The following is a 26,126-nucleotide window of genomic DNA, read 5'->3' on the forward strand; positions in this document are numbered from 1 at the left end:
GAATTAATAACATCATAATTATAAATATTATTTATTACTTTTGTTATACAAATAGATTATATCTATAATCATGATGATAGACCGAATATTTCAGACCGTAAAAACGTTGATAAACACAGACGGTAGAGGGAATTTTAAACCTTCGGACTTTGATCTGGTGTTATTTAATGTTATCAACGAAAAGTATGAAGAATACTTCTTTGACATTAACCGACTAATTAACCGGGAGAACAGAGGTTTAATCAGTTCAGGTTTGGATAATATAACCGATGCTTCACGAGAAAAGATCACGTATTATCTTACCCATCAACCTCTTGTTTATCAAACCTCTTATTTTCTATTACCGGATGATTTGAAATACATTGATAGTCTGATGTATAAAAAGAACCGAATCGAAATCTGTAAAGATTATGCTTCTTTTAATGCCGTAAATATATTTAAGCATACCCAACCCGATCCAACCCATCCGGTTGGATTAAAAGAAGGCAATGCTATTAAAGTCGCACCGGATTCTATACAGTCTGATGTTGTTGTTTATTACTTACGTAAGCCGTTAATACCAAAGTGGACGTATGTTAAGTTTAATGATGCAGAACTGTTTAACCCATCCGCAACCGATTTTCAGGACGTAGACATGCACCCGTCTGAAGAAGCAGATATTATTTTACGGGTATTGATGAAATTCGGAATTAACCTGAAAGAAACCGATCTGCAAAACAGTACGGCAACAAAAGAAGCACAGGACTTTAATAAGGAGAACACCTTATAATTAGTTGATAGTTCATAATTGATAATTGATAGTTTGGATACTGAAAACTGCGACTGAATACTGAATACAGGTAACTTTAAACTTTAAACAGAAAAAAGAACTTTAAACAAAAGAGTATGACCCCTGAACAATACTACTCAGACGAAGATCAATTCGGAAGTTATCAATATACTCTTCTAAAAGATATTATTGATGAAATGGTTGTTCAGGCTCTTCTGGATGATGATGATAATTTAAAGAACACTTCCCGTTCTTTATTTCTTTTGCACGCTAAGAATGGAATAAAGGAGCTGACCAGAGGTGTTGCCAATACCGTTTTAGCGTGTGAGATTACTGTTCCGCCCTCTCTTTATTTTCCTTTACCGCACGACTTTACAGATTATATGCGGGTATCTGTTGTCAGTACTGATCCGGTTACAGGCAGTTACCGATTAAAAGAACTGGACATCAACTATAACATCAATACGGCTCCGGGCTATTTACAGGATCATAAATACGAAATCTTATTTGATGATAACGGAAATATTCTAAAGGCGGATGCTACCAGTGCGTATGCGAAACCGTATCGTAAATATCAGTTTGCTGAACAAGGTGGACAATCCCGATTAAACACCTCTAAACTGAGTGAATATGGAGAGTTCAAAATAGATACTGAAAGAGGCTTTATCTTATTCAGTTCTGAAATGGCAGATCGTGAAATTGTACTGGAATACCTGTCTGACGGTTTACAGAATGAACTGGTCAGTGAACAGGTTCGTATTCCAAAAATGATCGAAGAAGTTCTAAAAAGCTACATCTATTATGCCTGTATCAGAAGAAAGAAAAACATTCCCAGAAACGAAAAGGATTCGGCTAAAAATGAGTATAAACGATTAAAACACCAAGCAAAAATCGATAGTGCCGATTTTAACCTAAAACGAATTGCAAACATCATACGAATCCGATTAATGAACCTTTAATTGGTTGTTAGTTGTTGGAGGTTGGTTGTTAGACTGAAAGCTATCATTTTTGGTTTAAAGTACTCCGTTTCCAGTATCCAAACCAACAACTAACAACCAAATACCAACAACTATACACTATCAACTAAAAAAAGATGAACACAAAAAGAACATTTATAGCCGGGCGAATGAATAAAGATGTTGACGAACGTTTGTTGAAAGACGGTGAATATCGTGATGCCTTAAACATTCATGTAACACATACTGAAGGTTCCGATGCCGGAGCAATAGAAAAATCTGTTTCTACTGTTCAGCTGACCAATCTTTATTTTGGTTCTAATGTGATTACTTTAGGAAAATATGAAGATGAATTCAGAGATAAACTGTACTGGTTGGTAAAATCCGATTTAGGCTGTTATCTGTTAGAATGGGATCATAAAAATCAGGTTGTTGCCATTGTGCTGGAAGATACCCGGCCTTTAGCAGAACGCGTTTTTAATTTAGATAAAGACCATTACTGTACAGCCATTAGTAAAATCCTGTCCGATGATATTAAAAAGGATCTGCTGTTGCTCAATGATGATAATCTGCAACCACTTTGCATCAACATTGAAAGAGCTAAAAATTACGGCCCTGACAACTTTCAGAAAGAAGATATATTCTTAATCAAAAAACCACCCCGATACGCGCCACAAACCAGTTTGTTTTATACCGATAATCTTGAAAATTATATTGAAGAAAAATACCTGTCTTTTTCGTACCGTTATAAATATCTGGACGGAGAATATTCCGCATTATCCTCTTATTCTAATTATGTCTTTTCCCCTAAAAAATTCAAACTGGATTATCAGACCCTTGAAAATACCGGAATGATAAATGCTTTTAATGCGATCCGGGTTCAGTTTGATACCGGAGACCACCGGGTAACCGATATTCAGTTAATCGTTAAAGAAGCCAATAGTAACAATTTATATATTGTTGAAACCTTCAATAAAGAAAACGAAGGATGGGAAGATCAGGTTCTAAAAAGCTTTGTGTTTTCCAATAACAAAATTTATACCCTGTTACCCTCTAAAGAATTATACCGCAGATTTGATAATGTACCGTTAAAAGCAAAAGCACAAACCGTTATCGGAAATAAAATTGTAATGGGTAATTATTTAGAAGGTTTTGATCTTACTGACAGAAACGGAAAGAATTTTAATTTAGACTATCAGCTTTCGTTGTTACATAAAGACAATACTGGAATTACTATTAAAAAGACCCTGTTTACCGGAACGGTTGCAGATGATAGTATTCTTTTTGATTTTGAAGACCATTTGCTTTTAAAGGACTCAAAACTCTCCTTTAATTTTAAACTGTCCTTTGCGTCTAAAAACGGAGAGTACAAGGAAACGGTAGAATACATTATCAATAAAGATTACAACTCTGTAGCGGAACTGGCAACCGATGAAGATTTTATTTTCTTTATCACTAAGGTTCTTACTAATAATTTTCTGAAACAATATACCGTTGAATCCCCTCAGCATGTTGTCAGCAGTACCCATACCGAATTTTCAATTGCAGGATACAATACTACACAAATCTCAGTCAAAGCAATCGTTTTTACCTATACTATTGACAATACACCGGAGAATCCGGATGATCCGGAGAATACCCATGATGAGGTATACCAATGGAAATTTGATGATGCTACCGATCTATTCTACTTTAATCAGGTTTCTTCGGCCAGTTTAAAGACCAACCGAAGTTATGAAGTAGGTATTGTGTATCTGGAAGAATTTAATCGTTGTACAACCGTTTTGACCAAACCAAAGAATACGATCTTTTTACCTCAGCAGTTTTCCGATTCAATCAACACTTTAAAAATTACAATTAATTCATTACCTCCTGCTTTTGCGGATCGTTTTAAAATAGTGGTAAAAGCCAACAGTTTAACGTACCAGACTTTATTTGCTACTTTGTTTTATCCGGACGGATTGTACCGTTGGGTTAAACTGGAAGGTGACAGCAAAGACAAAGTAAAAGAAGGTGATGTTTTAATTGTAAAATCCGATCTGTCCGGAAGAGTAGAAAAGGTAATTAAAGTAAAAGTGTTAGAAGTTTCTGTTCAGCAAAAAGATTTTATAGATGATAATGCAACCGGTACAGGAGAAAAACTAATTGAAAAAGCAGGGCTATATATGAAAATCAAACCGGATGGTTTTGATATGAATTTAACTGAAAATTCTTTTGGTTCTTTTTATGGCTATAAAGCAAGAAAAGATGCTTTTATCCGTACCTATACTGATCCGTTTTTCGGAATTATGGATAATGGTATTTTTATTCCTTCACCTATTCATGCAGGATCACAAATAAATATTTATCTGCGTATTGAAAAACACGGTAACGGTAGCTTTAAAAACATACTGAATCGTAACTATATTTCACAAAATACTTACAGCAGTTTTAAAGACTGGTTTAATGAAGAGATCAGCATTAGCGGAATTAAAACCGAAATGCCTTATATCTATGAATTCGGTGTTACTGACGATGGTAAACAAATGTATCTGTCCAGTAACCGGGACGGAGCATCCAATCATAAAGTAGCCGTAGAAATTAAAATTGATATACTATACTCAGCAGGAATCCTGATCTTTGAAACGGAAACCAAACAAGCTCCGGAAGAGATATATTATGAAACCGAGCAGACCTTTGACATCATTAACGGATACCACAAAGGGAATTTACAAAATCAAAATCTGGTACTCCCGGCTGAAATCGAATTGGATTTTTTTAATTGTTTTATGCAGGGTAATGGCGTTGAAAGTTATCTGATTAAAGATGCGTTTAATCAAAATGCATTAAATATTGATCTCAGACCGTCAGCCACTTCGATAGAAAGATATAAAGCAGTCCGCAGATATGCAGACCTTACTTATGGAGAAGCCTATATTGAAAGTAGTAATCAGAACAATCTGAATGTTTTTAATCTGTCTACTGCCAACTTTAAAGAACTGGATAAACAACATGGAAGTATTCAGCTAATCTACGCACGGGATAATGATTTGGCGGTCTTTCAGGAAGAAAAACCCGGTAAAGTATTATATGGTAAAGATGCTCTGTACAATGCAGACGGTACGGTTAATTTAACCGCTATACCAAGTGTTTTAGGACAATATATACCCTATTTTGGAGAAAATGGAATTGGTAAGAACCCGGAAAGTGCTACAATAATCGACAAACAAATTTACTATACCACAGCACACAGAGGAACCGTAAACCGTCTCTCATTAGACGGTGTTACGCCAATTATTTACGGCATGAAATCATGGTTCCGGGAAGCGTTTATAAAAAACCCGAATGCCCGAAAATTAGGCGGATTCGACCCCTATCATAAAAACTATGTTTTATCTATAGGTGATGAACCTGTACAACTGATGGAACTGAATTGTAATAACCGGATTAACAAACTAAATCAGTCCGGTTCTTTTTCGTATACTCTCAAATTGAATGATTTGGGTGGAGATGTTGTTCTGAACTACAATATAACCGATGGATATGCTACCCTAACAGCAGAATTTGATGATAGAGTTTATGTACAATCCAATGTTACAGGTCCGGGCAGTTTGTCCTTTACCAGAACCAGTTTAGTAAAGAATAGTGTAAAAGTTACCATAACGGCTGTATCAGCTGTTATCAGTTATACTATTATGAATAGCTGTCCGGTGGGTACTGCTTTAAAGATGATAAGTATTGTACTGAATGATCCGGAAGATGTCGGCACCTCAATTCTTAACCGTTATAAATGGAATAGTTCATCATTCTATGAGACCGAAGATTTTTTTAATGCTGTTCCGATCAGTCGTTTTGAAACCGAATCCGGTATCGAAGGAGAAGGTAAATACCCGCTTAATGGCAGTATTATGACGATTCAGTCGTATAAAGATTCTTTTAGTTCCGGAAACTTTGAAAGAGAAAACTGTAACCGTTTAGGCTATCTGATCTCTTCAACAGAATATTCCGAAAACACACTACAGGACCTTTTAGATCAGGCTCATTTTTTAACCCTTACCACCAGTACTGAAGAGGGGTTTTCTGAAATATATTCCGGTAATTTTCTATTCAACAGAACCATAGGTACAGAAATTTTATATCTGATCTGGGATTATACCAGTAGAAATCCAATCTTAAACGATGACTTTGTTTCTGTGAAATCCGGTAAAAGTGTAAGCATTGATGTACTGGCAAATGATGAAGTTAGCGGTATTTCGGTTGTCAGTATTGAAACCGTTCCAATATATGGAACTGCTATTGTTAATGCAAACAATACAATTACGTATACACACGATGGCGGTACAGATATGGAAGATCATTTTGTCTATAAAGTAGATAATAACGGTTGTATTGCTACAGCAACCATTTATCTTACTATAGGAATTGATTGTAGTGAAGGAATCCAAACCTCTGGAAATAGAGGTATTTATGAAATGAATATCACCGTAGGAACGGATACAGGTATGACCGGAATTCGGTATAATGCTTACGGGATACCGGATCGTTTTCAAATCTACTACGATGAGGTTCTGGTAGCTGATTCTAAATTCGTTGGTGCATTACAAGGCGACCCTCCCGGTTATACCGGATTATTGGGAGAGCATAATGATCTAAGTGTATTAACGTACGATGGTACTTCTTTTGTTCCTACGGGAGAAACAAGAAATCTGATAATTACACAAAATGATATTGCTAATGGAACAACTGAGCCGATCAGTGGAAATGGAATCCTTTTATTCAATAAGACAACCGCTTTCCCCGCAAATATGAAAGTAGTTGTTACCGGAGTATTGGGTGGTACCGCATGGGAACTGTCCGGGAAATGCCCGGGTTAGTTGATAGTTCTTTATAGTTGATAGTTGAAAGTGTATAGTTGATAGTTGATAGTTTTTGTATACTGGAAACTGCTACTGAAAACTGAATACTGTGACTGAATACTGTGACTGAATACTTTAAACAAAAAAACTAAAGAAAATGAAAACACTTAGTTACTCTGAAGACGTAAAAGGATGGATTAGTTTTTACAGCTTTATTCCGGATGCGATGTTGAGATTAAATAATCGGTTCTTTTCGGTTAAAGACGGACAGCTTTATTTACACGATCAGAATACTGCTGTATGCAATAATTTTTATAACAAGCAGTATGATTCCTCTGTTACGACTATTTTTAATGAATCTCCTGATAATGATAAGATATTTAAAACGATCGTACAGGAAAGTAGTAAAGCGTGGAAATGCGAACTACGAACCAATTATACACATGGAACGATAGAAGAAAACGAGTTTAATGCTCGTGAAAGCCGTTGGTTTTCGTATATCCGGAATAATGAAGATCAGCAGGATTTAAGAGGACATTCTGCTCAGGGAATTGGTGTGATCGTAAACAGTGCCGGAACAGAGATTACTTTTAACTCTATTCCGAATCTGGTAAGCGTTGGCGATGGGTTGTATCAATTGAATGGTGAGATTTCTGAACAAATCGGAACGATTGTTTTGGTTACCGGAAATCACATAACCGTTGACAGTCTTGTTACCCCTCCAATAAGTGGATTATTTTGCTACGCTAAAAAAGACAGCCGAATAGAAGGTGCTGAAATAAGAGGCTATTTTATGGAAACCAAACTGACCCATGCAGGACCCGATCCCGCAGAACTATTCGCCGTAAATAGTAATATCGTTAAATCATACGTATAGTTGTTGGTTTGCTAACTGGTACTAATAACTAAATACTGTTTTAAAGCTAGCTGAGCAACCAATCACCAACAACCAACAACTAACAACCAATTATGAACTATAAAGTACGCTTACTCAAGGAACAGGATTACACCACATTATGTAAATGGTGGAAAGGCTGGCGATGGTCAGCTCCTTCAAAAGACTTTTTACCGGAACACGGTACAGGTGGTTTAATGGTCTCTAAAGGAAATATAGAAATTGTTGCGGGGTTTATCTATTTTACGAACTCAAAAGTATGTTGGTCTGAATTCATTATATCCAATTTTGACTATAAAGAAAAAGATCGCAAAGAAGCCATAAAAATACTGATTCATGAATTAGGAATCCTAGCCAGAAGCAAAGGCTATAAATACATCTATTCAACGGTTAAAAATCAAAACCTTCAGAAATTATATCAGCAGATGGGGTATATTCAGGGTAGTGTTAAAGTGAATGAGATGGTTTTTATAATTGATAGTTGAAAGTGTATAGTTGATAGTTTCGGAACTGAATAATTTATGTAAAACCAGTGCCACTTATGAGTTTTATTTCTTAAAACCACCTTTAAATTATCTTATATTTGAAGATTAAATAAAATAAAAATGACTAAAAGAATTGATATAAGTGATGCTGAATTTAGGGAACTAATTAATAGATCAAATAATGAAAAAATAGAAAATTATGATGTGAATTTAAGTTCTACTATAGAAATTGACACTTCTACAAATTCATATTCATTTATAAATTGTCATTTTAAAGGAAAGGATATTACTTTCACAGGAAAAACAGAAGATCAAAATAATCGAGACCTAGTTTTTGAAAATTGTATTATTGACAACAGTTTATCGGTTATAAATTGTAAATTAAATATTCTTAATTTTGAAAAAACAGAAATTAATTCATTCTTTTTTAATATTGATTATTCTGATATTAAAAAAATATTATTTAAAGGAGATATAAATAAACCTAATAAAATAAAGCAATTAAACTTTTATAATTTACAAGATACTGAATTACAAATAAGATATAGTGATATTTCTCTTGTATTACAAATAACAACCTCTATTTTTAAATCTGTTTATATTGAAGGCAGTACTATAAATTATATAATAATTATAAGTTCTAATTTTACAGACTATTTCACTTTACAAAAAAATCAAATAAATAAGGCTTTTAATATTACCGGGAATAATTTTAATTCAATTCACATAAGTAATTCTTTTTTTAAAGAAGAAATGATTTTTCAGAATAATGATTTTTCAGGCACTTCTAGTTTTAGAAATAATATTAATGAAAATACTATATTAAAATTTATTCAATGTAATTTTAATAAGCATATTTATTTTGATGAATCAAACTTAAAAGAATTAATATTTGATTCAGTATATTTTAAAGAGATTACTTCTTTTCAAAATGTAACTTGTAATATTCTAAAATTTAATAAATCACATTTTGATAAAGTTGCTTTTTTCAATAATATAACCATTAAGGAAAAGGATAGAATGGAATTAGAAACTATTAGAATGATAAAAAATCAATTTTTTAAAACGGAGAATAAAATTGATTATTTAGAATATAAAGCTTTGGAGCATAACAATTTATTAAAAGAAGGGAACTTAAAAAGGCGTGATAGATTTTTATTGTTTTTAAATAAATGGTCTAATGAATTTGGAAATAATTGGTCAAGAGGTGCTTGGTTTACCTTGTTTGCAGGATTACTTCCTTTTCTATTTCTGTTATATATAAATAATTTTGTATCTTCTGAACACCCTCTTATTCTATCCTTTAAAGCCGAATTTGCCCCAGCAGATGAAACTACTAAAGAGTTTCTAAAGTTTATGTTTTCATTAGGGTTTAACAATAAGGAAATTGAGAGTAATGGTTGGTTATATCTTATTTTTATTGTTGCTAAAATCGCTATAAGTTATGGTATTTATCAGACTATATCAGCCTTCAGGAAATATGGAAAGACATAAGCTAAATCAACAGTATCCAACATTCAAATAACTTTATAAACCCTATATAATTACTTTAATAAAATGACAGAAATATTAACAAATATCCTAAAAACAGTTGATGAAAATGCTCCAATGAACATTATTTTTTCTAAGATAAAAAAACGAATTTATTTTGTAAAATGGGGTATTGCAATAGTTGCATCTATAGCCTTATACTTGTTTTTTCCTATTTGGAAAGAACACATTATTTATTATTTTGCAATAATAATAGCATCAATTATAACATTACTCTCCTTCTTCTACTTTTATGTTAATCCATATGCGAAAAAACAACTCTTAGAGTTAGGAGTAATTCCTTCTGATAAACGTATTAAACACTGGAGAAATGAAAATTATGATAAACACGAAAATAATTTACTTTATAAAAGTTTAATAGAAAAAAGGGTTTTGACAATCAATAATAATGACCTAAATATTGTTTTATTGGATCAATATTCTAATTATTTTAAGCAGGAATCAGAGAAAAATAAATTTACAGAAAAATTAAAAAGTTATGGAGCCATTATTTTACTCTTTATTGTTCCTTTTTGGACTCAATCATTAAGATTACTTTATAAATCTAACGATGAAAACAAGTTAGAAGAATTAATTAGTTTAGGCTTTAAATATTTAATTCTTATAATAATAGTTGTATTTCTGATTAGACTTCTTAGAAAATTATTTGAAGAGTATTTAGATGGTAAATCATTGAAAATGAAAAAAACATCTGATGATTTATTAAATTTAAAATGGAATTTAAAGATCAGAAATAGTAACGGTCAAATGATTAAATAAATTTATCCAATCATAGTTTGCAGTATTCAAAAACCTTTTCGTACATAGTACTGCTACGGAATACTGGCAACTTTAAACCTTAAACTTCAAACAAATCACAATCCATTCAACTAATCTATTGTTTTTCTTTTTGTTATAGAAATAATCTATAACTTTACTGTATTAAATAGTTTTTAATTATGGCAGCAGTAACAAGTTTAGCATTAGCAGGGGCAGGTGTAGGGCTTAGCGCATTTCAGGCAATCGATGGTTCCAAGAGAAAAAGAGATGCGATGAAGGCTTTAAATGACTATGAACGTCAGGATCTTGAAAATGCATTTGAAAACATTCAAATTTCCACTGTAGGTTCCGATTTAATGCGAGAAGAAAATCAGCGTACTTCTGCTGATCTGGTCGATGCAGTGAGAAACGGAGGTTCAAGAGCGATCTTTGGAGCAATCCCTCAAATCGTTGCAGGAAACAATACCAATAATCAAGAAGCCAGAGCCTATTTAGACAAACAGGTGGTAGATCGGGATTATGCTATTGCCAAAGATGATACCGCTATTCGGGGAATGACCGAAAAGAGAGAGGAACAGGATTTAGCAGGAATCGGAACTGCTTTGCAGGTAGGACGTCAGGATCAGTGGAACGGAATGCGAGGAATTTTTTCCGGACTATCGTCTGCTTCAAACTCGTCACTTTTTAATCCGGTTGCTCAAAACAGACCAAAGAATCTTACTACTGTAAACTCCGGATTAACTCCTACTACTTTTAACCCTTCTTCAATAGAAGCTCCTGTTTTAACCAGTTCTAATTACTACAATCCGTTTAATGATTTTAATCCCGGATTCTAATGGCAATCGAAAAAGGAAATTTTACAGCTTTACAGAAATTAAAACCGCTTGAGGGCGATAGTAGTAAAGATATTATTAATCTTGAAAATCAAGATTTTAAGTACAGAGCAGAACAACGAAAAGTTGATGAACTGGCGCAAGCTCGTAAGGATAAAGAACAAGCAAAAAAAGATACGCTTTCCAAACAGATGAAGGATCAGGTTCCTAAAAATTATGATACGGGTTCCAGTTCGTTAAATGAATTTCAGGCACGTATTATTCAAAAAGGCGTAAACCGTTTGGGAGAGATTTATAAAATTTTAGCGAAGCCCGGAATATCAGATAATGAACGAATCGGTTTGCAATTGGAAGCGCAGAATATTAATAATCTTCCAAGTAATCTAAAAACAGCAACCGACAATTTCACTAAACTTATTGGAGATTATAAAAAAGGAATTGCAGACGGAAGTTATTTTCAGAATGCTGATTTTGAAAAAATGGTACTCAGTGGTTTTGAAAATTATGTAGGTGATCTGGACAACGGATTGCCAGTCGTAGGGTTTATAGATCGTAACAATGATGGCGTAATAGACATTAAAGACGTTCAGACCTATGATAATCTATCTCAAGGTATTGGAACGTGGGAATTTCAAAAGCAATATGATTTGAATAAAATGGCAGTTGATACCGCTAAAACACTGGGAAGTACAGATATTACAACCGATCAGGGATTTTTATCCCGTCAAATTGTTGAACCTAAAGCAGAAGAACTGGAAGCGGTTGCCAATAATCTTCTAATTAAAGCAGACGGGTCACCAACGGATATGACGCTGTCTGAACTCCGAAAAAGAGGATTATCCAATACTCCTGAAAACTTAAAAAAAATAAAGGATTCTTTTATTGAAACAACATTAGCTAATACCAATTATAAGAAAAAAGAAAATTTTGATTATGGAGCTTTGAATTCTGCCAATCGTTTAAAACACGATAAAGCTAAAGAAGAAAAACCAAAAGAATCATTTGATGATTTTTCACATACCGGAGTAAGCACCGAAACAAAAACAGCAACCAAAGGAGGTGTTACAACGGAAACAGGAAAAGAAATTATCGCTAATACTTATCAGCCTTCCAATCAGAATATAAAAAGAAAAGTCGGTAAAGACGAAGAAGTCCTTCAAAGTTTCAGAGTTGATAAAGAAGGACACTTAATTGTTGATGTAATAGTTCCAAAAAAAGTGCATTCTGAAAAAGATATTCAGGAAAAGTTACGAAAAAAAATAATTACAGAAGAAAAAGCCGATCAAATGCGTTCAGAAGAAACTTTTACTAAAAAAAGTTACTCTTCTGCCAATAATAATGACGATGTAATGGCTTTTGGCCGTCAGTATATAGACCCTAAAACAGGAGAGCCTGCCCGTAATCCAAAACAAATCATTAAAGCTTTACAAAGTAAAGGAGCATCAAAAACAGGAGAAACAAATAAAGAAGAATCAATAACTAAACTTGATTATTAGTATGCCTGATCCAACTTCAAGAGAAAAATTGTATGGAGCCTTATCAAAAAATTTTGATCTGGGAACCTATGAAGAATTTAATACTAAAATGGACCAACCGGAATCCAGACAAAAACTGTATAATGGTGTTTCTAAAAAATTTGATCTGGGAACTTTTGAAGAATTTGAATCCAAGATTGCTTCTGTAAAAAAAAAAAAGAAAATTCAGAATCCACTTCTGCAAATCAAGGATTGGAATCTCCTTCTGCTATTCAAAAGAATACTTCTTCGGATTTTATCAGGAGTAAAAGAGGTATACCGGAATCTAAATCAGATACTCCTGTTACTCCAAAAGGAATTCATGCTGATTTTATAAAGGATCAAAGAAAAAAAGCATCCGAACGAAGAGAAAAAAAAGCACTTTACAATCCTTTGCAACCTGCTAAAGAAACTCCATTTGAAAAGGTTGATTCTTTTGAACAGGCGATTGCAGTCAATGAAGACGAGGTTGCTAAAATAAAAGAAGACCTTGAAAATAATATCCAGAATAAAGGATTCTGGAACACCACTAAAGATATTGTACTGAGTGCCTTTGTCGGTAAACAGTATACCGCTCGTCGGGGTAAAGGAACTTTTGAGCTGAATGATGAAATTTTGGACGCCAAAAAAGAATTAGATAGTTCATTTGATAAAACTAAATATTCAGCTTGGAACGAAGCTGACCCTAATATAATCACCCGTGCAAAAGAATTAAGAATAGCAAAAGAAATCAAATCCCTGCAACGTAAAAAAGAACGGGACTATATGAAATCTCTTAGCGATGAAGATAAACAAGCTTTGCATTTTGATGGCATAGATAAAAAAGAACATCTTGAAAAGGCTACTAAAAACACGCTGAAAAAAGCAGAAATCTATAAACAGGCGTATGAATCCAATGTTCAGGATTTAAATGCCGTTGCAAAAGAGATTAAATCTTTTGAGAATAAAGGACAACCTATTCCGAATGAATTAATTCAACAGGCTAAAACCGAATTCCAAAAACTGGAAAAACTGGAAAAAAATCTAACCGTTTTAAACCGAGACTTTGAAAATTCATATGATAAACTCAGTACCGTTGATAATGAAATTGATCTGTTTAAAAGAAATTATGGATGGTTCAATAATCTGGCAGGCAGTATTTCGGCATCATCAGCCGATGTAGTAGCAGGTTTGTTCGGCTTTGTTGATTATGCAAAGGCAAATGACCCTAACCCTCACGTACGATTCAATACCTCCTTTAAAGACTTCAGCGAAGTAGCTAAAACTGAAGCTGACGAGATGCGGGATTTCATTGCGCCAACAATTAAAATAGAAGATATTCATGATGTTACTGACTTCGGACAATGGTTTACATCAATGGTCGGTCAGCAAATACCGATATTGGCTGTTACTTCTACAGGCTATGGTGGTCTGGGGGCTTTAGGAGCTTCTTCAACCGGGAACAAGTTTGAGGAAATGGGTAAAGAAGGAAATTATACCCCTTTGCAAATGACCTTAGCCCCTCTGGGTTACGGAACTGCCGAAGCCCTTTTTGAATTACCAACTTTACAAATTCTGAATCAGGGTAAAAGAGTCGTAACAACTGCCCTTCGGGAAACTGCTTCCAGAGAATTATTTAAACAAGGTATTAAAAAAGAGATTGTCCAATTCGCCAAAAATTCAGGATCAGAAATTTTTAAGAATTCCGTAAAAGAAGGTGGTTCTGAAATTCTAACAGAAATTACACAAAACTATATTGATCGCAATTATCTGGATAAGAAAGACGTTAATATTTGGGATAATACACTTGAAGCAGGTATCTCCGGTGCGCTATTAGGAAATGCGATGACGGTTATGCCTTCCGTTATCGGTACGGCTTTGAAACCTTTTGTATCGGATTATAAAACTCTTCAGAAAAATGCTGATGCAATTTTTAATTTAACAAAAGAACTGGAAACGGAAGGAATAACAGAAAGTTCCAAAACCGAACTTCAGAAGAAGATCGATAACTTAACTAAAAAAAGTTCTGAGATCATCAAAAATAGTATCGGTGCAATAGAATCCCTTTCACTGGAAGAATTAAATGAGGTAGTTACCATTGAACAGGAACAAACCCAAATCAGAAGAAAAGCAACAGAGATTAAAAAAGATACCGCTTTAAAGGAAGAAATCAAAAATAGTCTGTTATCTGATTTAGATCAGGAGTTTAAAAATAGTGAACAGAAACGATTGGATATAGTCGAACAGAGAGTACAGGAAATCCAACCGGAAATAGAAACTAATGAAACAGAAAGTAGTACCCAAACAGAGGGAATAGCTGAAAATGCAATTGCTGAAGCAGAAGAACAGCAATCCGGAATTCAGGAACCTGGTTCCGAATCAGGCGGGAATGAAACAGAAACTACAGAATTACAATCTTCCTCTGTTGACAGAGGACTTTCAGGAGATCGAAAGACTGATTCAGTAAGAAAAAATAAAAAAAATCAATCTTCCAAAAGAGATCAAAACAGAGTACAATCAGATGAAAGAACAACAAAACCAGAATCCTCTGAAACCGTAAGCGAAACCACTCCGCTTACTATCAATGATACAGAACAGGGAACTACACAGGAAAGAAAAACCGGACTGATTACTGAGCGTGTAAAACCGGAGAAAAGAATTCCAAAGGCTCCACCTAAAAAACTAAATGAGATTATTAAAGAAGTTGCTGACGGTCTTAAAGCTACTTTAATCTACGGACGTTCTAAACGTTCCCGAACTTTAGGAACCTATAACCCATCCAATACACTAGTCAGAATTACAAACGCCGGAGATATAGATACAGTTGCACATGAATTAGGGCATTTACTGGACGACCGTTTCAATATCTTAAATACAATCCCCTCTGCTACACTGGATGCCGTTAACAAACAAATCAAATGGTTTCATGGCAGGGGCGGTTCCAATCCCCCTACGAGACTATCTGCCGGAAAGAAACGAGAATATTTAAAAAGAGAAGGACTTGCTGAATTTATAAGAGCCTATGTGGCTAATCCTACACAGGCTAAAACTCTTGCACCTGAATTGCAAAAGCATTTTGAAAGTGTAGTGGATGAAAAAACACTGGAAGTTATAAAACGATTTTCAGATCAATATTTAGATTTAGCTAATGCTACCTATGGTGAACAGATTATTTCTAATATTGAAAGCAGTGATCTTACAGATAAAAAAGGCTTTAGAGAATGGCTGAACCGATTTAAGTCTGAAGACGGTAAATTAAGTATAACACCGTATGATAATCTAAATTCAAATCTGTTTAATTCTATGGCAGTTGCCAATAAAGCGTTTGACTTTTTAACGGATATTGCCGGAGAAAAAGATTTGCTCCCGGAAAAGAATTTTGAAATGATGTCCCGATTATTTGCCGGAGTAAACGGAAAAACTAACCGTATACTAAGTTCCGGATTAGTGGATGCCAAAAATAATCTTTTAAAGGACAGCAAAAAAAATCCAATGAATATTGAATGGTTGCTATCTCCTTTAGATAACACTTCCGAACAAACAGTACGGCAGGATATGGATGATGTTATCAAATTACTGGTAGCCGAAAGAACTTTAGAGTATGCCGATAAATTTGATCGATTAGACAATCTTACCGGAATAGGTGCCGGAATACATGCCGATAGTGCTGTTGCATTAGGCTATATCAATGAATTTGAAACGCTGAAACAAACCAATAAAGAGAAATACGACCAAATTACAGAAGCAACCAGACGGTATCGTGAATTTGCAGATGCAGGATTAAAATATGCTGTGGAAAAAGGGCGTATTTCTAAAGATTCCTATAACCATATTAAAGAAAACAATCAGTATTATGCTTCATTAGCCCGTGTAAATGAAAATGCACCAATGGAAGAACGAGATTTTTTTAATGAAAAGGGCGGAACAATTACCTCTGTAAAAGAAATCATAAAAAAAGCCAAAGGTGGAACAGCAATGATCCAAAACCCGTATGTATCACTGTTACAGAATACTGTCGGTATTATTCGCGAAAGTGACCGCAATGAAGTACTAAGTTCTTTTTTAGAACCTTTAATGAAAGTTCGTCAAATGGGAGACGGTACACCTGTCGATTTTTCGCAAATTGCCAGACCCGCACAACCAGGAGACCAACACACGAAAAAAGTTTATATCAATGGAGAATTACAGCACTGGCAGTTTGATGAAGATATTTACAAATCCATATCCGGTTTAGAAGCTGAGGCAAAAAATGGGCTAATTGGCTTGCTAGCCAAACCTGCCGATGTGATACGATTTACCGTTACTCATTTTCCAACCTTTGCGGTGCGAAATGCCGTTCGGGATACCACTTCAAGAATGATCGTAACCAGAACCAATAGTGGTTTTAAAGATTTTTTACATAATGCAACTGATAAAGAGTTGTTTGAAATCTACGGAGGTAGTCAGGCAGGGTTTTATTTGATTAACAAAGACGATTACAAACAAAAATTAAAAGAAACGGTCAAAGAAATAACCGCTAAAGGCGGAATTGTATTGGACCCCAGATACCTGTATAAAGGATACCGAAATCTACTTGAAAAAGGAGAAAATCTGAATCGTGTGGCAGAATTCAAATCTGCTTACAGAAAAGCAAAGAAACAAGGTATGGACGATTATAATGCGGGATTATACGGGGCGTATCAGGCAAGAGATTTAATGGATTTTGCCGTAGCCGGACATACCATCAGAACTTTAAACCGATATATTCCTTTTTTAAATGCCGGAATTCAGGGATTGGTAAGAACTAAAAAAACAATGAAAGAAGACCCAACAGGGTTTGCAGTACGAACCGCTCTTTATACAGTACTTCCGGGTATAGTATTCAGAACTTTAGTATCCATGATGGGTGATGACGATGAGTATGAGCAGTTACCTGCACACTATAGAGATTTATTCTGGAATTTTAAAACACCCGCTACAGGAAATACATGGATCAGTATTCCAAAACCCTTTGAACAGGGGATGATCTCTTCCGGTGTTGACCGAGTGATAAGTAAAGCAAAAGGGTATGATACCGCTTTTGAAGGCTTTAGAGGTTCTCTTTTGCAATCACTATTACCATTTGATGATAGTTCCTTGTTGGGTAGTGCAAAGCCTTTATTTGAAGCCTCTGTAAATTATAATATGTTTACAGATCGTGCTATTATATCTCCGTATGAAGAAGGCAAACTAATGGAAATACGCAAAGGAGCTAATAAAGCTTCACGATTAGGTAAGGTTCTGCATAAAGGTTTTAAACAAGTAGGTTGGGAACTTGATCCGAGAAAAATAGATCATGTAATTAAAGGATACGGTACCTATATGGCAAACTGGGGATTAGCTTTGTCTGATATTGGTGTAGAAGACAGTCGTTTTAAATTCGATCTTTCTAAAAGCGGATTTGCAAAAGATATTCCGGTAAACAATGCCGTTTCTGTAAATGCGGTTTATAAACTGGCCACTGAGTTAGACAAATGGAACGATGAAAGCGTAAAGGATATGAGAGATCTTATTGAAGAATTTTACGACACCGATGACCCAAAAGAACGTAAAGTGCTTTCTAAAGAAATCTATCATCAGGCTCAGGAAATAAGAGCCGATTTTGAAGAAATAAAGAAAGAACTAAAAGCTGAAAACAAAGGAATCAGCTTTTAGTTAGTACTTTCAATCAGGGGATTAATTTTGTTTTGATGTCCGAAAATTCAAAGGAGATCACCACAATTAACAGACCCCATAATATTAGATTTAATATCAATACATGTATCATTCTTTTTAATTCATACTTTATACAACATAAGTATAATGCATAAATATATAATAGAAGTACTATCATTATTGCTATAAATATCAAGCTTGTTATGACTTCTGTTTTATTCATTGGTTTAACTCTTTATACCACTATTCAACACTTAATATATTACTTCTTTTTAAAATAATTTAAAGAGTCTGGTTTAAATAAATTCTTTTCAAACCTATACGTTAAATTTATTTTTTCTGTATTATTTTTTCTATAATTGATGATTTTCGTAAGATGAAATGTAGTATCATTAATGATTTTACCTCTCATTTCATAAAGATAATACGAATTAAAAGAGTCTTTATTCTCTTTTTGTAATTCTGCATTATAATACTGTATTATAATGCTATCCTTTTCAATCTTAAACAGACCTTTACCATCAATATCTTTATTATTAAACTTACACGAATTAGGTATCTTATTTCGAGATTCTAAAAAAGCAAGTCTTGACTTAAATTTTTCTAAAGCATTTTTATATGAGTTTTCTATTTTTTTACTCTCATCCAGAATACAATAATAATTGTAAATACCATTATATGATTTTGCATTAATTAAATATCCATCCTTAAATAAAATTAAAGCAGAAATATATTTAACGTTATTATAGCTTAAAGAGTCTTTATTCCTTTTTATAGAAAGATTATTAGACTCTTCTACTTCATATTCAGTATAATAAAACCCATTCAATTTTAAAGGAATATCTTGATATAAAAGTTCTTTAGGATTTAGTTGTTTGTCCACATTATGCCTTTTTGCTATACAAGAGCATAATAATAATAATAATAAATATGTGTATTTTACCATGATGTAAATGTATTTGGTGTTTTATATTGAAAATAGGATTTCCAATCCCAAGATTGATTCTCAAAACCTCTTTGCCTTTTATCCAAAGGACCTAATTTTAAATTATGTATAGCCTGATTTTGAATTGCATGACGTACATGTTCACTATTAACTCCTGCTCGATAACCTTTATACCCAATAGTTAAGGCACCTAATCTTGGTTTATAGGAATCTTCTAAAGCATATCCGTTTGGCATTCTTCTTCCAAATTTATCTAATACAGGCATACCTCTATGTCCTCCTATTAACTTTTCTTCTCCTTTGTAATCCCTATACCCAGTAAATAAATTAAAACCTGCTGAAAAATCACCTACAGAAAGATTTAAGGCCGCTGTTCTATAACGATCACCTCCGTCTCCAAGTCCTCCTATTGAGCCATCATTCTCATACATCGCTCTAAAATCCCCTGAATGAATTCCAAGCATACCTGTTCTTTGATTAAAGCCACCTCTCCAAATATTAGTTCCTAATGAAACTCCGGTTTTTCCATCATCCCAAGAAGCTAAAATCGATTTTCTTATTTCTAATCCGTTTTTACCAAATCCATTATAGTCACTATTACTCATAATACCTGCTCCTGCCGAAAAACTCCAGTTGCCATCACTATAACCAGCGGAGACACTTGCTCCAATACCAGATGCGTTTCCAAAAGCTATTGAAGGGGATATATTAATACTCCAGTTGCCAATAGGAATAGTTGCCGAAGGCAATAATCCTGCTACAAAAGCAGAACCTGCGGTATTAGCAATGGAACTCACCGTAAAAGTACAAGCTGTAGAAGCTATACCTCCTGAGAAACCTCCTACTACGGCACCTGATATAACGGATATACCAAATTTTCCCCAATTCCAGTTACCTGTTTTTATAGCATGAGCGGTATAAGCGGCACCTCCGGTTGCGGCGCCTATTATTGCACCTACTATTATTGCTCCCAAAATACTCTCTCCACTCGGATCAATATACGACATCGGATTGTTCAATACATAAGCATACCGATTAAAGTTCTGTGTATCGGAAGGATCTTGTACAAAATTATCCGGTTGCAGAAAACGATGTACTTTAGGATCGTATAAACGACCGTTCATATGTATTATCCCTACACTCTGTAAATGTTCATGTCCGGTATAGCCTCTGTCCAAAAGTTGCAAATCTCCTACTGAATTTCCCCAAGGGTCAAAATGTCGCTTCTCTACAACAGTACCTGCCTGATCGGTAATCGCGAGTATACTACCCTGATAATCCCGATGCAGATAGTAATAATCATTTTTAGCACCGTCACTTTTTAAAATAACGGGAGCACTATACCCGTCTCCACCTATAAAAATAACAAATTCTGTGGTTCCGGTAACAATATTCTCTTTTATTTCTATACTACCGTCATACGAATAGTGTTTCCGTTGGCTTCGGTGTCCCGGATCAGTTTCAAGTCCGCCATAGAAACTGCTACTGCGTTGTCCGAAAGCATTATATTTAAAACTAATCTTATCGACTCCGGTTTCTTCGATATGTAACGGACTTTTAAAGGCGTTATAGGTAATATTCAGTTGTCTCAGATCGGTTTTTGGAGTATTTGTTTTCCGAATCTGTATATCATCAAACCACACATTGCCTTTACCTAAATTATCCATACGGAGTTTTAATTTTTTAATATTGGCTGGAACTATAATAGTTTGTGTTAAATATACCCATTCATTTTTAATGGTTGTATTAGCATATGAAACCTGCGTAAAAGGACCAGTCTCTCCTTCTTTATACATAAAGAAAGTGATCTGAGCAATAGAACTATCATTATACACCCATCCGGAAAAGGTATATTGGGTTGCTACTGAATTATCAATCGCAACTGATTTATCTGAAAGTACATAACATACCGCTACTGTTTGTGGAGTACTTAGTTTTAAAGAATAATTCCCTGTATGTGGTTTTGTAGTATCATAGGAAATAAAATCCTCTCTCCCTCCGGGATATTTTGATATACCCCATCCGGACTGCTCCTCCATACTGTCATTAAAGATTCCTTCTCTATTCGCATAATAGCCGAATGCTTCGGGGGTAAGATTGACTCCGGTATTCTGATAGGCTTTTGCGGTATTGGCATATTCATAGGTTCCGATACTATTTTCAGTTATTCTTCCTTTTTGATCGTAGGTTTGTTGTTCCTGAACGCCTTGTGCATTGGTAAAATGGGTTAAGCGGTTCAGGTTATCGTACTGAAAGGTTTCTTTTTTATTAAACAGACTGTTGGTTCTGCTGTTCAGGGTTCCTTTTAACGGGTTAAACGAGTTGGTCAACTGCATGATTGTTCCCGGTGTTGCTCCGGTTCGGTTGTGTTGCATTGTGGTTACAAAACCATAGGCATCATAAGTATTGGTTATTGCAATGCCATTGCCTAAGATAGCTTTTTCAAGTTGTCCCCGGGCATTGGTCACATCGGTTTGCCAAAGCACTTTATTGGTATCATTATCGAGTATCTGCCAGTGATAACCGTTTTTATAGGTGTTTTTAACCCATTTTGAAACGGTTTTGGCATTTCTTAAATTGGTGGCGCCACTGTATTCTTTTTCTACTCTGCCAAAAGCATCATAGGTATTGTTTTTCTGGAAACGGGCAAAAGGGGTTTGTTCTATTGTTTGAACCAAACGCTGATAGGCATCATAACTATAGGTATAGGTAGACGTTTCACGACTGCTTACTGACTGTAATTTCGTTAGCAACTTGGTAGTAGGGTGATAGGTATAGGTCATTGCCATATCGGTACCATAACCTTTAATGGTCTTACTCATTAATTTTCCTACAGCATCCAGTACAAAAGTGGTGGTGCCTTTTGGGGTGGTTTCTTTTAGCATTTCACCGAGTGCATTATACTGATAGGTATAGGTACCTGCGGAAGGATCGGTTAGCTTCGTTTTTCTGCCCCAACCATCTTGTTCTTGTGTGATAACGGTCTGATCGTAAGTGGTGGTTCTGGCATTGCCATTGGCATAATAAGTATAGTTGATGGTTCCTCCGGGATCGGTAACAGAAACCACGTTGCCTACGGCATCTTTAACGGTGGTACTGGTTTTTACGCCATCATCAACGGTTACTTTTAATGGGGCATAGGTCATTTTAGTTACTCTTCCTGTAGTGGCAACGGACTCGGTCGGTCTGCCATAAATATCATACTGGGTTGTAGACCATAAAGACGGACCGGATCCAAAATAAGGCTCGCTTTGTTTGATCGCTCTGCCATAAATATCATACTGATAGCTTTTATACGCCCATTTGCCTTCGGCATTTTTTACGCCTGCCCGGATGGTTCTCCCCAGTGCATCATAAACAGAATTGCTTTCGCTTCCATCATCTGCTTTTTCGGTAACGGTAAATTGCCTGTTGGATTCTCTGTTATAAACGGTATAGGTGCTTTTTCCTAAATAATCGGTACGGCGAATCATTTTACCCCAAATATCATAGAAATACTGTGTGGTCAGACCATCCGGATTGGTTTCTTTGGTCAGCAGACCGGTAGCGGGCTGATATTCGAATTGAGTTTCGAGTCCTTCGATATCTTTACTCTTTACTAAAAAACGTCCGCTCAAATCGTATTGATACTGACTGATTCTTGGGGGTATACCTGTAGCACTAATCGTTTTTTTGGTAATATTCCCAAAAACATCAAATTCATTGTTCTCGGTAATAAAATCGGTTTGATGTCCTTTCTTTTTAATCTGAGTCACTAAACCGGAAGCGGTATAACTATACTGTTCTTCTCCGGTTTGGGTATCGCCATAGGCGGTAACGCTTTGTTTCTTGGTTATGGGTCTGCCAATAAAATAGGAAGAACCTGTCGGTTGGTTACTATAGATCATTTCAGTTACTCCGGTTTGCTTTACAGCAGTACCTTCTTTTACAACTATAGTGGCTTTAACGGGATGGTTGTAAACATCATATTCTGTTGTGGTTACGGAACCGGTGTTATTGATCCCGTCCCACTGTTCTGCAACAGTATTTTTTATTTTATATGCCTTATTAGGAAGTAATTCTACCTGATAACTCAATACCGATTTTGAAATAAAGGAAGCGGGGGTGTTCCAAAAATACCAGTTTTTTTCTGTAGTTGTAAAATTCTCTGTAACGGCACCTCTTAAAGCGGGATTTTGTTTACTGATCGTATATATTTTTGAACCACCGGATGGATCATACCAGTTGGTTCTCAGTAAAGTGCGGAAACCCATAAAACCCAGTCCCTGAACATTGGAAACGGCTCCGTAATATTTAAAGTCCTGTTGTTTAGAAAGTAAGTCGCTCTTTTTCTCTATTTTAGTAACTACATTTAAGTTTGGAGTGCTTTCAATGTCCATATTTGGATATATCTCCGTATAACTGGAAGGTATATAATATTGTTCATAAGGTTCATGTACTAATGGGTTATAAGTAATTATTTCTGTAACACCATTGCCTTGTGTAACCTGTTTTAATAGTTTATCCTTACTAAAATCTTTTTGAAAACTAAACTTATAAAGTTTATCATCACTAATAAAACCAAACTGTAATAAAGGGTTTACTTTATCCGGACTTAATACAACCGGTAAAGGATAGCGCACCATAGAATTATTATTAACATACGTTAATTCTCCTACAATAGAAGAAGTTTGTCCATATGGGAGAAAAGTAGACCCTTTTTTGTAATAATCATAGCCACTTTGATTTACAAATACCTGAATAGTCATTTCTCCAATGGGAGGATTGCTTTTTGTTGCGGTATGAGCCTTGGTTCTTATAATATCGGTCTTACCATCATTATTAATATCTGTGGCAAGATAATTATAAATATAAGTATGAAGGGACCCTATTTCTGAAGTTAAATATTCAAATCCAAACTGCTTATTGGTAAAGGCAAAACTGCTTCCTGTGGAAAGAAATTCACTATAAAGGTTATTCTGGTTTTTTCTGGGTATTATAAAATCTATTTTCCCGTCTCCATTGAAATCACCTAACAACAATGGTTCTTCAAATACAATCCTTGAATTTGCAGTAGTCCAAAGTAAAACGATTCTATTATTATGATCTATAGAATATACTTTAACACTTCCCACATCAAAAACCAGAATATCCGACTTACCATCCCCATTTACATCAGCAACCATTAATTTACTGGTTGCTGAAATATTCATAGAACCAACATTAGTTACATAATTAGTCGTTAATCGTCGATCCAGATTTACCAAATAGACGGCTCCAATTCGGGTTTCAATTTCAGTAGCACTATTATTATTTTGATTACAAAAAGTAAATGAATACTGTATATCACTTTCTATCGCTAATATATCAGTCAATCCGTCTCCATTAAAGTCTCCACTAATATACTGTTTGGCTATACTTCTCTCACGTTGAATAGGAGGTCTGTTAGGCTGTCTGCAACTCAATGGATGAGCTGTATGATAAATAAACTTGGGGAAAGCATATTGTTTTTTTGATTGTTGATAAATACCTGTTCCTCCTTTACAATAGGTGGTAAAATCTACTATATCAGTGTCGGTTCCTTCTTTAAGAACCGTCCAGCCCTGATAGGGCATTAATTTAGAATCAAAATTAAGCCATGTTACCGGAAATATTTCCCTAAATTTTCCTGAATTGTGTTCCCATCCGATATTTATTCCTTTTTCAAGATCCGTATAAACCCGGTATTTAGATTTCATATTATCTCCTGTTGTTGAATATACAATAAAACCGGATTCATTATTTCCGGAAAAATCTCCTGTAATAACAGCAGTATTCAACTGGCTCATATTTCCTGTTCCCAATGTAATACCATTTCCGTCATAAAGTGCATTATGAGGTGTGTTTTCGTAACTAAAAACAATTGGATCATAACTTTTACTGCTATCTCCACTCTTCTCCTGAACCGAAATTAAGCGTTCATATCGTACTGAAGTAATATCATGTGTTAGCGTATAATTTCTAAAACCAATACCACTTCCTATTACTTTAATCTCGCTTAAAACAGTACTTCTATTAAAAGAAATTCCACCTATATAAGCTTGTTCGGTATTGGCTCTGGGTTTATAAATAAACTGAATTTCATTAATAGGCTTGCCTGTACTTGTTCCTCCGTATTGAATACTGGAAATACTGATTACATTATCGGTAGATACGTAGGTATAATCGATTCGGATGCCTTGTGGATTCTGCCAGAAACTGATCGCATAATCGGTAGGGGTATAGGAATTATTTGTATTTCCATACTGAGCGAGGGAGCCATCGGGATAGTATACGGTAAAATAAGCGGGACCAAAAGTAGTTCCGAAAGGGGAAACACCATGGGACGTGATTTTTATATTGGAAAAATTCTCGGTCTGATATTCGGCTCCATCCTGACCGTAAACACCGCTTTTTAAAAGTAAACGCTGTCCGTCAAAGGCAAAACGATCGGAAGCAGAATAATTTACAGGAGCTATCCTATTATCATGAAAAATGGTCGGCGAGATTCGGGTAATAACGGATACTCCGCTTATATTCCATCCATAACCTGCCAGTCCGTTACTGCCTTGACTGTTATACGATAAACTGACGGAAGGCACTACGCCATTGATCCCGGGAGCAACGGCAATGGGAATATTATAAACGGCTCCTCCGCTCAGGGAAACGGATAACTGCCCTTCTGTTCCTCCAAATTCTGAGGAGCCTAAATTCTGAGAGCTTATTTTCGGACTGCTTTTCTTTATTGCTTCCTGTGGAACAGTTACAGGAGTTGGTTGAACGAAATCGGTTCGCAAAATTGGGGTTACCCCTTCAATAGGGATACCTTCTATATTTTTATCCTGTGCCTGACTTATAAACGAAATCAGAAAAAGGAATAGATAGTAATGTTGTTTCATATAATTTGGTTGTTAGTGAGCACTGAGACTGTGAA

The 26,126-nt window shown here is 35.0% G+C and carries 13 protein-coding genes; 11 read left to right on the forward strand and 2 right to left on the reverse strand.

Features of this window, described 5'->3' with window-relative positions; genetic code table 11:
- Positions 1-70: 70 nt before the first annotated feature.
- The 11 genes from AC4FQX_RS09760 to AC4FQX_RS09810 all read left to right on the forward strand — a co-directional run bounded on the left by AC4FQX_RS09760 (position 71) and on the right by AC4FQX_RS09810 (position 18,249).
- Positions 71-769, forward strand: a complete 699-nt coding sequence (locus AC4FQX_RS09760) for a hypothetical protein (RefSeq protein WP_491167504.1) — start codon at positions 71-73, stop codon at positions 767-769.
- Positions 770-885: 116 nt separating this feature from the next.
- On the forward strand, positions 886-1,728 hold the full coding sequence (locus tag AC4FQX_RS09765; protein ID WP_491167505.1) for a hypothetical protein: 843 nt from the start codon (positions 886-888) through the stop codon (positions 1,726-1,728).
- Between the two features lie 134 nt (positions 1,729-1,862).
- Positions 1,863-6,578: an Ig-like domain-containing protein gene (locus tag AC4FQX_RS09770; protein WP_491167506.1), complete on the forward strand. Its 4,716-nt coding sequence runs from the start codon at positions 1,863-1,865 to the stop codon at positions 6,576-6,578.
- A 139-nt stretch (positions 6,579-6,717) separates the two neighbouring features.
- Positions 6,718-7,437 (forward strand): hypothetical protein, encoded by a 720-nt coding sequence (locus tag AC4FQX_RS09775; RefSeq protein ID WP_491167507.1) that lies wholly within the window; start codon positions 6,718-6,720, stop codon positions 7,435-7,437.
- A 92-nt stretch (positions 7,438-7,529) separates the two neighbouring features.
- On the forward strand, positions 7,530-7,940 hold the full coding sequence (locus AC4FQX_RS09780; protein ID WP_491167508.1) for a hypothetical protein: 411 nt from the start codon (positions 7,530-7,532) through the stop codon (positions 7,938-7,940).
- A 120-nt stretch (positions 7,941-8,060) separates the two neighbouring features.
- Complete coding sequence (locus tag AC4FQX_RS09785; protein ID WP_491167509.1) at positions 8,061-9,434, forward strand: hypothetical protein; 1,374 nt, start codon at positions 8,061-8,063, stop codon at positions 9,432-9,434.
- A gap of 63 nt (positions 9,435-9,497) precedes the next feature.
- Positions 9,498-10,250: a hypothetical protein gene (locus AC4FQX_RS09790; RefSeq protein WP_491167510.1), complete on the forward strand. Its 753-nt coding sequence runs from the start codon at positions 9,498-9,500 to the stop codon at positions 10,248-10,250.
- 179 nt (positions 10,251-10,429) lie between these two features.
- Positions 10,430-11,086, forward strand: coding sequence for a hypothetical protein (locus AC4FQX_RS09795; RefSeq protein WP_491167511.1), 657 nt, complete (start codon positions 10,430-10,432; stop codon positions 11,084-11,086).
- Positions 11,086-12,579, forward strand: a complete 1,494-nt coding sequence (locus AC4FQX_RS09800) for a hypothetical protein (RefSeq protein WP_491167512.1) — start codon at positions 11,086-11,088, stop codon at positions 12,577-12,579. Before AC4FQX_RS09795 ends, AC4FQX_RS09800 begins: the two co-directional genes overlap by 1 nt.
- Before the next feature lies 1 nt (position 12,580).
- Positions 12,581-12,934 carry a hypothetical protein gene (locus AC4FQX_RS09805; protein ID WP_491167513.1) on the forward strand — a complete coding sequence of 118 codons (354 nt, stop codon included), beginning with the start codon at positions 12,581-12,583 and terminating at the stop codon, positions 12,932-12,934.
- A gap of 4,523 nt (positions 12,935-17,457) precedes the next feature.
- Complete coding sequence (locus AC4FQX_RS09810) at positions 17,458-18,249, forward strand: LPD38 domain-containing protein (RefSeq protein ID WP_491167530.1); 792 nt, start codon at positions 17,458-17,460, stop codon at positions 18,247-18,249.
- A 262-nt stretch (positions 18,250-18,511) separates the two neighbouring features.
- On the opposite strand, the gene AC4FQX_RS09815 is transcribed toward AC4FQX_RS09810, so the two are convergent.
- Positions 18,512-19,132 carry a hypothetical protein gene (locus AC4FQX_RS09815; RefSeq protein ID WP_491167514.1) on the reverse strand — a complete coding sequence of 207 codons (621 nt, stop codon included), beginning with the start codon at positions 19,130-19,132 and terminating at the stop codon, positions 18,512-18,514.
- Positions 19,133-19,188: 56 nt separating this feature from the next.
- Complete coding sequence (locus AC4FQX_RS09820; protein WP_491167515.1) at positions 19,189-26,091, reverse strand: polymorphic toxin type 23 domain-containing protein; 6,903 nt, start codon at positions 26,089-26,091, stop codon at positions 19,189-19,191.
- Positions 26,092-26,126 lie beyond the last annotated feature (35 nt).

Source organism: Flavobacterium sp. AK-301, assembly GCF_058310215.1.

Bases quoted from the DNA above. Each gene is read 5' to 3' on its own strand.
- AC4FQX_RS09760 (WP_491167504.1), top strand. From the start codon at position 71: ATGATGATAGACCGAATATTTCAGACCGTAAAAACGTTGATAAACACA.
- AC4FQX_RS09765 (WP_491167505.1), top strand. From the start codon at position 886: ATGACCCCTGAACAATACTACTCAGACGAAGATCAATTCGGAAGTTAT.
- AC4FQX_RS09770 (WP_491167506.1), top strand. From the start codon at position 1,863: ATGAACACAAAAAGAACATTTATAGCCGGGCGAATGAATAAAGATGTT.
- AC4FQX_RS09775 (WP_491167507.1), top strand. From the start codon at position 6,718: ATGAAAACACTTAGTTACTCTGAAGACGTAAAAGGATGGATTAGTTTT.
- AC4FQX_RS09780 (WP_491167508.1), top strand. From the start codon at position 7,530: ATGAACTATAAAGTACGCTTACTCAAGGAACAGGATTACACCACATTA.
- AC4FQX_RS09785 (WP_491167509.1), top strand. From the start codon at position 8,061: ATGACTAAAAGAATTGATATAAGTGATGCTGAATTTAGGGAACTAATT.
- AC4FQX_RS09790 (WP_491167510.1), top strand. From the start codon at position 9,498: ATGACAGAAATATTAACAAATATCCTAAAAACAGTTGATGAAAATGCT.
- AC4FQX_RS09795 (WP_491167511.1), top strand. From the start codon at position 10,430: ATGGCAGCAGTAACAAGTTTAGCATTAGCAGGGGCAGGTGTAGGGCTT.
- AC4FQX_RS09800 (WP_491167512.1), top strand. From the start codon at position 11,086: ATGGCAATCGAAAAAGGAAATTTTACAGCTTTACAGAAATTAAAACCG.
- AC4FQX_RS09805 (WP_491167513.1), top strand. From the start codon at position 12,581: ATGCCTGATCCAACTTCAAGAGAAAAATTGTATGGAGCCTTATCAAAA.
- AC4FQX_RS09810 (WP_491167530.1), top strand. From the start codon at position 17,458: ATGGGTGATGACGATGAGTATGAGCAGTTACCTGCACACTATAGAGAT.
- AC4FQX_RS09820 (WP_491167515.1), bottom strand. From the start codon at position 26,091: ATGAAACAACATTACTATCTATTCCTTTTTCTGATTTCGTTTATAAGT.